Source organism: Chamaesiphon polymorphus CCALA 037, assembly GCF_003003845.1.
Lineage (GTDB): Bacteria > Cyanobacteriota > Cyanobacteriia > Cyanobacteriales > Chamaesiphonaceae > Chamaesiphon > Chamaesiphon polymorphus.
This window is the reverse complement of the sequence record NZ_PVWO01000219.1, coordinates 1-8,985: the sequence shown is the minus strand read 5'-3', so window position 1 is coordinate 8,985 and position 8,985 is coordinate 1. Positions and strand designations below refer to the sequence as shown.

Here is an 8,985-nt window from a genome sequence, read left to right as displayed (position 1 = left end):
CAAACAGCCGCTCTAGAAGCTAAGGGTGACTATTACCATGCCATGTTGCAGTTGCTATTGAGTCGGAGCAAGATTCAATGGGCGGCGCATCAGGCTGAATTGGCTTACCGAGAGGCTAGTAAGTTGTATGAGAAGTTGGAGCAGACAGCGCGGGATTTTCAGGAGGTGAAGCTGAAGCAGGATGAGGCTTTGTGGGAGCAGTTAGAGGGGCAAACTTCGCGACTGAGAAATCGGAAGTTGAAACCGCATCTGGAAAGACTACTAAAGTCAGAATCAGCGGGGTTACAAAGTCGGGTAGGAATTATTCTCAAGCAAGAGCCAAATAATCGGAAGCTAGCCCGAATGCTAACACCTCATGTGGATCGAACTCGTGAAGAACGTTTGAATATTCTTGAAGACTGGTTGATAGCAAAGCCACAGGAAACATTGCAATATTCTAAGTCGATCTTGGATATTCAAAATCAGCTTACAACTATTAAAATCAATACTGAAAATTTTGCCGATCGATTGAGTGCATTACAGAAAATAGCGTTACCTGACTGTGACGATCTAACGTTTTGGGATCGGTTTGTTAGCCGCGATTGTCAGCGACATTTGAAGCAAACTAGTTATAATCTGGAGTATTTAGCCACAGGTAGAAGTCTGTTCGACCAGACGATCGAAACAATTCGCGGGTTGGTGGAAATTGAGGGGCAAAAGCAACAGTTGGCTAGAGAAGCAGCAGAGACAATAAGAAACCGCAATCTAAATATTTTGGTGGCGATGGTAGGTACTGGTTTATCTGCAACTAGTCTTTCGGCTGCGATTAGGCAAAAAGCGGCTCAGGATGCCCTGAATTATTTTGGAATCAAGTTGGATGAAGGTGCAGTAGACGGGGCGATCGGGCTGTATCTAAGCAATCTTTTGTTTCATGCTTTGGTGGGTTGTATTTTTGCGATCGTGGCTGGAGTTTTATTTTGGTGGCTCACTCGGCATTCTAAAGGGAAGCTATGAGGGGGTTATCCACTTTTCCGAATCATTGACTTTATATTCTCGTTATGAGAACATGAGATGATGTAGACACATTCCAATTCATGCGGATCGTCAGTCGGAAAAGATTGCTAGAGTTTTCAGAAATACATGCTGATGCAGCAGATTCACTCGATGCCTGGTATCGGGTCGCAAAATCATCAGGATGGGCAAATCTAGTCGATGTCCGGCAAACTTATCCAGCCGCCGATGCTGTTGGTAATTTTACAGTTTTCAATATCAAGGGCAATGATTATCGCCTGATTACTAGCATTGTATATGCCACTGGGCGCATCTACATTAAGTATGTATTAACCCACGCTGAATACGATAAGGATAAATGGAAAGATGACCCATACTATTAATCGTAGTGTTTATGGCGATCTGTTGGCTCAGTATCAACCAAAGCCGATCGAAACTGAAGCTGAAAATGAAGCGGCAATTGTCTTGGCTGAATCATTGGAGCATCGTCAACGCTCTCCAGAGGAAGATGCGTTGCTGGAGTTGTTGACGATCTTAATCGAAAAGTTTGAGGAGGATCGCTATCCGTTGCCAAGTGCTGGAACGGATCGAATGCTGGTGCATTTGATGGAGGCGCGAAATATGAAGCAAGAAGAGTTGGTGGGTGTAATTGGCTCTAGAGGGGTGGTGTCTGAAATAGTTAATGGCAAGCGATCGATTAGTAAGGCTCAAGCTAAGGTTTTAGGAGAGTTATTTCATGTTTCTCCTAGTTTATTTATTTAATCGCGATTAGAGTGATTATTCGTTACTCTTATGTTGTGATTATATCCTCATCCTTTTGCGATAGCTTTCGATCTTTTTTCGTGAATTGATATTAGAAATTAAAGCAAAAGACATGGCGGCAATGACAGAATATGATCGAGTAGCCAAGGAATTAATCGAACTTGTTTGAGAGTATCCAAATGATGAAGACAAAGAAACAATTTTTGAATTTTTTCATCAGCACTTAGATTATCTCAATCATCACTTAATTGATGTGCTTGCTAAGCTTTTTCGAGAATCATTGCCATCTGATATTACATGTCTCTATCAAAAGCTGAGTTCGCGGTTTTATAATTTTAAATTTGGAGATAGATCCAATAATATTGAAATCAGCATTGCTTGTTGCCAATTGTGTTTGGGAGTATTGACAATTGAAAATTCCCCAACAGATTGGGCGGCTATTCAAAATTTCCTTGCCCATGTATTCTTTGAAAGAATCAGACCAGAGAGAGCAGAGAATATAGAACAGGCAATTGCCTGCTGGCAATCAGCACTAGAGGTTTATACCAAAATAATTTTTCCACTTCAGCGGGCAACAATAGCGAATATTCAAACACTTCTTGGCTATGTTTACAGTGAAAGAATTAGTGGAGATAAAGCAGAAAATCTAGAGGAATCGATCGAATATTTTAAAGCATCGCTGGAAATGTACACCAAGGAAAATCCAACCATAGCTTGGGCGCAGAGTGTAGGCTGTCTTGGTGATGCATACTATAATCGGATTAAAGGAGAGAGAGCTGATAATCTGGAAAAGTCGATTGCCTACTGTGAATCTGCATTAGAGGTTTATACTAAAGCTGATTTCCCTCAAAAATGGATATTCTTGCAAGATAAGCTTGCTAGAGCATACTTTCTAAGAATCAGAGGAGATAAAGCAGATAATCTGGAAAAGTCGATCGGGTATTGTGAATCAGTATTAGAGATATATAACCAAGCTGATTTTCCTCAAGATTGGGCATTCACTCAATATCTTTTAGCAGGTGCATACTATGACCGAATCAGAGGAAATAAAGCAGATAATCTGGAAAAGTCGATTGGGTATTGTGAATCAGTATTAGAGATATATAACCAAGCTGATTTCCCTCAAGATTGGGCATTAACTCAATATAAACTTGGAATATCATACCGCAAGCGAATCAGAGGAGATAAAGCGGATAATCTGGAAAAGTCGATCGCTTACTCTGAATCAGCATTAGAAGTTTATACCAAAGCTGATTTACCACGAAATTGGCAACAGACCAAAATTCTTCTCGCCGCTGCATACTTTTATCGAATCAAAGGAGATCGAGCCGAGAATCTAGAGAAATCGATCGAATACTGTAGAGCAACATTGCAGGTATATACGAATGTTGATTTCCCAGTGGCGTGGGCTGTAGTCCAAGGCGATCTCGCTCTTCTATACCATAATCGAGTCAAAGGAGTGCGTACTGAGAACCTGGAGCAGGCGGTCGCCTGCTATGAAGCAGCACTTGAGATATGCACCCCTTCAAAACAGCCGATAGAGTGTCTCCGCACATCCAGAAATTTGGGCAACTTGCACTTTAACGAAGGCAATTGGCAACAGGCGATCGATACATACTTAATAGCCATTACTGCCGTCGAGCAATTACGCTCGTGGGCTATGACCGACCAGAACAAACAAGAATTCCTCGAACAGGGGATCGAGATTTATTACAACCTAATCCAATCTTGCATCAACACCCAACAGTATGACAAAGCTCTCGAATATGCGGAACGCAGCAAATCCCGCAACCTAGTCGATCTCCTCGCTAATCGCGACACCTACCCCAGAGGTGAAATCGCCCCAGAAATTCTCGCCAGTTTAGCAGAACTGCGAAGACAGCTACTAATCGCAGAACGCCAGATCCAACAACAAAATAACCGTTCTGGGCAGAGATTCATCGATAGTGACAATAGCCAACGCGGTGTAGCTATTTCCCAAAGTGGAACTGCGATCGAACATAGCGATCGATTAGTATCCCTCAAACAAGAACTCGAGCGATTGATTACCACCCATATCCAACCCATCGATCCCAGCTTTCAACTCACCCAAAAAGTCGAACCGATTAGCTTTGAGGAAATGCGATCGGCACTCCCCAACGATCGTACTGCCCTCGTCACCTGGTACATCGCCCAAGACAAACTCCTGACATTTATCGTCACCCCTCAAGCAACTCACCCCCAGCTCATCGAGTCCACTCCTGAAGCCTTCCAGCAATTCATCGAAGTTCTGACCGAGTATCAAACAGCCTATAGTCAGTATCGCGAACGAATCAACAAAGACTGGAAACAAGCATTACCCCAATACCTAGCGCAATTCTCGCAAACATTGGGCTTGGCAGAAATCCTCCAACAACTGCCCCCTGAATGCGATCGACTGATTCTGATTCCCCATCGCTTCCTCCACCTGATTCCCCTCCATGCCCTACCGATCGTCCTTCCCGATAATACCGAAACTTGCTTACTCGATCGATTTCCCCAAGGCGTTCGCTATGCCCCCAGCGTCCAGTTGCTCAAACTAGCCCAACAGTGGAGCCGCCCACCCCTGCAAAACCTGTTAGCCGTCCAAGATCCCACCCAAGATCTGACCTTTACCAACCTCGAAGTAACCGCATTAAGAACTCATTTTCAACCATTCGATCGCGTCTTCAGCCACCAAGCAGCCCAAAAATCCGTCCTCACCCCCGAACTCCTCTCCCAAAGCAACTGCGTTCACTTCTCCTGTCATGGAGTCTTTGACTTTGCCAACCCTATCCAATCGGCATTAATGATGTCAGAAAGTCTCGTCACCACCCCAGACGGTCAAAAAATCCGCGACCTAGAAAAGTGCCTGACTTTGGGTGAAATCTTCACTCAAGACCTCCGCCAATGCCGCTTGGTGACGCTTTCCGCCTGTGAAACGGGCATAGTTGATGTGTCGAAACAAATCGATGAATATATCGGTCTGCCCAGTGGTTTTCTGTTCGCTGGTAGCCCCAGTATCGTTAGTTCGCTATGGGCAGTGGACGATCTTTCTACCACCTGTTTGATGATCCGCTTCTACAATAACTTGCAACAGAATGATTCGGTATCGATCGCCCTCAATGATGCTCAACGCTGGCTGCGACAAGCCAATGGTCAGGAAATTAAGGAAATGGTTACGCCTTGGTTGGCTCAGTCTGGTATTCGTCCCAGTCGAACGATCGAAATCGACGCACAGCTCGATCGGATTGAGAAAGAGTCTGAACCCTTTGCGGCTCCTTATCATTGGGCAGCATTCTGCGCGATCGGGCAGTAACGAGCGACTATAGGAGCGTTAGATACGTTATCTTTGGAGATATCAATTACCAATTGTAAATTATTCAACCAAGTCGGCTCGATCGCGATGATGTCAGGGTTTCAGAGATAGTTAATGGCAAATGTGCTACATTCTCATCAGTAGCCGATCTTGTTGTGACAAAATAAAAGAAAAGTGAATTCTCTAAATACTCATGACAGTAACAGAATTGTTTCCAACGCTAAGAAATTTGCCTCGTGCAGATAAGTTAAAGGTTATGCAGTTTTTAGTGACAGAACTGGCACAAGAGGAAGAGCCAGCGTTGCAACCTGGCGCAACTTATGAGATCTGGTCGCCATTCGATTCCCATGAAGCAGCTCACAAATTAGCCCAACTATTAGAATCAGAAGCACCACAGGCATGATGCGCGACAGTCAAAGGTTTAACTTTATCGAAGGATTTGATGCTTTCGGTGTTGTTGATGCGGTACCAAAAATGCCACTGACATTGACGTATCGAGAATCATCGATCGATATCGTGGCTTTACTAGATACAGGTGCTAGTGTAAATGTGTTGCCGTACAGACTGGGCGTTCAGCTTGGTGCTGCATGGGAAGAGCAGACAATGGCTGTAACTCTAGCTGGAAATTTAGCATCGACAGAGGCGCGAGGTTTATTAGTTTCAGCCCAAATTGGCAATTTTAACCCAGTGCGTCTGGTATTTGCCTGGAGCAAATCGGATGATGTGCCATTACTGTTGGGACGGATGAATTTCTTTATAGAATTTGATGTTTGTTTCTATCGATCGCAACTATTTTTTGAGGTCTGTCCAAAATTGTAAAATCTTGGATCGTAAGTAGATGGGCGTAATTAAATATAAAATATCGCGTAGGGTGGGCACTGCCCACCAACTAGGTTTCAGACATAATCTATTTTATAAATAATTGCATCTACCTACTTAGAAATGAGTAGATTGGAGAAGTTATTTGAGTTTGACTACTCCTATTCTAATTATTTAGTAATAGTCAAACTCTAAAACCCAGATAAATATTTTGCAGTTCTACACTAATAGTTTAGTTAGATACCTTCTTACTTGCCGAGGAATATAAAACTACTATTATAGCGACCATAACCGTTGGTTTTGATTCCGTTACGGGTCGTACCATTGTAAAATTCTTCTCCAGGGCGAATTCTGATTGTCACCCGACCACCATCCCTAGCTGTGATTAATCCTGAATGTGCAGCCGCAGTACAAATCGAAGAATCAGTAGTGTAAATATCTGTGCCCCAAATACTACCAATACTCCCGTTTGGAGGGCAATTGAATGTAAAGTCTTGATCCAGCCGAGCTGCAACACCAGAAGCCGAATCACCCCATTGAATTAGGCGAATAGGTAGCTCTTTAAACACCGGACTCCCATCTGACCCAAGAAATATAAAACTACTCTGATAACTACCATAACCATTGGTTGTGATCCCATTACGTGTAGTGCCATTGTAAAATTCTGCCCCTGGGCGAATTCTAATTCTTACCCGACCACCATCCCTAGCTGTAATTAATCCTGAATGTGCAGCCGCAGTACAAATCGAAGAATCACTAGTGTAGATATCTGTGCCCCAAATACTACCAATACTACCGTTTGGAGGGCAATTCAATCTAAAAGTCTGATCTAGTTTACTGCCAAGACTTGAGGCAGAAGTGCCCCATGTTATTTTTCTCTCCTGTGCTATTACATTTATTGAATACAGTACAGATACCAATGCTAGAACAACACAAGTTGATATTTTTTGTACTTTCATGTTTACCTCAATTTAATTTTTGTTGTCATTATTTCAATCAGTATTAGTCGATTAAGAAACTGCTATTGCTATTTCTAGTGTGAGTCAGAGCCAACATGGGCGATCGGTAGATAGTATGTTAGTACACAGTAATTAAGATCCGCATGGAGAAATTACCCCATATCATACATCAATTCATCAACACCAAAAATTGCTTTATTCGATCGAGCAGAAGACTAACCCCTGGGCGGCATTTTGCGCGATCGGTCAGTAACGAGTAACCTAAAGTATCGATCGAGCTTTATTTATGCAGCAACGATGACAGAGGTATCGAAAACATCGTAATGGCTGAGATCGGCAATTATCCGATCGTGTTGCTGGTTAATGGCTTTAATACTAATTAGACCGAATCCCGCGATCGATGATAAATTGAGTTGTGTATCTCGATCTCAATACTCAAACCAAAGATCGATAGCCCGTGATGCCAGAAAATCGATCGATGAGTGCTGTCCGATTCTTTGGCAGTAGTGCAAACTCTGGTTGTGGTGGATCGATCGTGTTACCCAGAAATATAGATCTATCATAATGTTGAGGGTCGTTCTTGAAGAGAGTAATTGTTCATGCAGGAAACAGAGCAACAGCTTGATTTTTTACTGGAGGTATTGCAGTCAATCGCAAATAGCAACGGCGATTCTCAAGTTGTCTATCCACTATTGCAGCAAAATCTAGTTCTTTTGGATGATGAGATCGTTGAGATACTGAAGGACTGGGTAAGCACTAGTTTTGCGGAAATGGATCGAGATACTCAAAGGTTAATCACTAACGATATTGTTGACTTTGGTAATCTCATCCAGCAATTTCCACTGGGAAATAAGGCTGTGAACATGGAATTGTCGATCGCTTGTCACCAAGTCGCACAAGAGGTTTACAACAAAGTCGATTTCCCGATTGACTGGGCAATGACTCAAAATAATCTTGCCAATGCTCACCAGCATAGGATTAGGGGAGATCGAGCAGAGAATCTGGAAAAGTCTATTGAATGCTATCAATCTGCCCTAGAGATTAGAACCAAGGCAGATTTGCCGATTAATTGGGCAATTACCCAAAACGATCTTGCCACTGCATACAGAGACAGGATTAGGGGAGATCGAGCAGAGAATCTGGAAAAATCTATTGAATGCTATCAATCTGCCCTGGAGATACAAACCAAGGTAGATTTGCCGATTTATTGGGCAGATATCCAAAATAATCTCGCTGCTGCCTACAGTTACCGGATTAGAGGCGACAGAGCAGAGAATTTGGAACAGTCGATCTCTTGCTATCAATCTGCCTTAGAGATTAGAACCAAAAAAGATTTCCCGATTGATTGGGCAATGACTCAAAATAATCTCGCCGTTGCCTACAATTACCGGATTAAAGGCGACAGAGCAGAGAATCTGGAACGGTCGATCGCTTGTTATCAATCTGCCCTGGAGATATATACCAAAGCAGATTTCCCGATTGACTGGGCAATGACTCAAAATAATCTCGCTGTTGCCTACAATTACCAGATTAAAAACGACGGAGCAGAGAATCTGGAACGGTCGATCGCTTGTTATCAATCTGCCCTGGAGATATATAAACCTCAAGATATCCCGATCGATTGTCTCGGAACAGCCCGAAATCTTGGCAATTTACACTTTGATGAAGGCAATTGGCAACAGGCGATCGATGCCTATCAATTAGCGATCTCAGCCGTCGAACAAAGCCGTACTTGGGCAACCAGCGACCAGAGTAAGCAAGAAATAATCGAAGGAGCGATCGAAGTCTACTTCAACCTCGTGCAATCCTGCATCAACACCCAACAATTCGATAGAGCAATCGAATATGCCGAACGCAGTAAATCCCGCAACCTCGTCGAACTCCTCGCCACCCGCGATCTCTACCCTAAAGGCGACATCCCCCCAGACATCCTCAGCCAACTCGACACCCTCCGACGACAAGTACTATCCGAAGAACGCCGCCTCAACCATCGCCGCGATTCTGGCAACTCGAACGGCTTGCCGTCTGCGACAGCAATCGACCCCAACACCCCCGAAAGTCGCAGCATCACCAATCCAAATAACCCAGGCATCAACCTCGATCGAGAACGACTCAACACCTGTCTCTTATACACATCTC

Annotated in this window: 8 protein-coding genes; 7 read left to right on the top strand and 1 reads right to left on the bottom strand. The window is 43.6% G+C overall.

What is annotated here, in order from left to right; all coding sequences use genetic code 11:
* From C7B77_RS30075 to C7B77_RS16480, 6 genes are all read left to right on the top strand, one after another.
* Positions 1 to 993, top strand: a 993-nt coding sequence (locus C7B77_RS30075; RefSeq protein WP_181243888.1) for a hypothetical protein, incomplete at its 5' end; no start/stop codon positions are given.
* A gap of 80 nt (positions 994 to 1,073) precedes the next feature.
* Positions 1,074 to 1,373, top strand: a complete 300-nt coding sequence (locus C7B77_RS16500; RefSeq protein ID WP_106307036.1) for a type II toxin-antitoxin system HigB family toxin — start codon at positions 1,074 to 1,076, stop codon at positions 1,371 to 1,373.
* Positions 1,357 to 1,752: a helix-turn-helix domain-containing protein gene (locus C7B77_RS16495; RefSeq protein WP_106307033.1), complete on the top strand. Its 396-nt coding sequence runs from the start codon at positions 1,357 to 1,359 to the stop codon at positions 1,750 to 1,752. Before C7B77_RS16500 ends, C7B77_RS16495 begins: the two co-directional genes overlap by 17 nt.
* Before the next feature lie 253 nt (positions 1,753 to 2,005).
* Positions 2,006 to 5,068: a CHAT domain-containing protein gene (locus tag C7B77_RS16490; protein ID WP_106307030.1), complete on the top strand. Its 3,063-nt coding sequence runs from the start codon at positions 2,006 to 2,008 to the stop codon at positions 5,066 to 5,068.
* 193 nt (positions 5,069 to 5,261) lie between these two features.
* Positions 5,262 to 5,471 (top strand): hypothetical protein, encoded by a 210-nt coding sequence (locus tag C7B77_RS16485; protein WP_106307027.1) that lies wholly within the window; start codon positions 5,262 to 5,264, stop codon positions 5,469 to 5,471.
* A complete protein-coding gene (locus C7B77_RS16480) occupies positions 5,471 to 5,887 on the top strand; it encodes an aspartyl protease family protein (protein WP_106307042.1) in 417 nt (138 codons plus the stop codon). The genes C7B77_RS16485 and C7B77_RS16480 overlap by 1 nt, the downstream gene beginning before the upstream one ends.
* A gap of 248 nt (positions 5,888 to 6,135) precedes the next feature.
* Here the strand turns inward: C7B77_RS16480 and C7B77_RS16475 are convergent, their stop codons facing one another.
* Positions 6,136 to 6,846: an LCCL domain-containing protein gene (locus C7B77_RS16475; RefSeq protein ID WP_106307024.1), complete on the bottom strand. Its 711-nt coding sequence runs from the start codon at positions 6,844 to 6,846 to the stop codon at positions 6,136 to 6,138.
* Positions 6,847 to 7,445: 599 nt separating this feature from the next.
* Between C7B77_RS16475 and C7B77_RS16470 the strand changes: the two genes are divergently transcribed.
* Positions 7,446 to 8,985 (top strand): tetratricopeptide repeat protein (locus C7B77_RS16470; RefSeq protein WP_146138359.1); only part of this gene is annotated, 1,540 nt, incomplete at its 3' end.